Annotated in this window: 2 tRNA genes; both read right to left on the minus strand. The window is 53.4% G+C overall.

The window, feature by feature from the left end:
* Positions 1–151 precede the first annotated feature (151 nt).
* A tRNA-Asp gene (locus I9W95_RS15040) sits at positions 152–228 on the minus strand.
* A gap of 20 nt (positions 229–248) precedes the next feature.
* Positions 249–324 (minus strand) — tRNA-Val (locus tag I9W95_RS15045).

The raw sequence follows: 324 nt of genomic DNA on the forward strand, positions 1-324 counted from the left end.
TTTTACATCGTTAAGCTGATGACTCTGTTTTACATCAGGAGTTGATGACTCATTTTACATCTGAGTGAAGATGGCGGAGAGGACTGGGCGGCATTCCGAGGACTCGCCGTGAGCCAATTCTTTCCTACTCTGTTTTACATCTGAGTGAAGATGGCGGACCGGACGGGACTCGAACCCGCGACCCCCGGCGTGACAGGCCGGTATTCTAACCAACTGAACTACCGGTCCGCATGGTGCTTAAGATGGTTTGGTGGGTGATGACGGGATCGAACCGCCGACCCTCTGCTTGTAAGGCAGATGCTCTCCCAGCTGAGCTAATCACCC

This window comes from Thalassolituus marinus, from assembly GCF_020320395.1.
Classification (GTDB): domain Bacteria; phylum Pseudomonadota; class Gammaproteobacteria; order Pseudomonadales; family Oceanobacteraceae; genus Venatoribacter; species Venatoribacter marinus.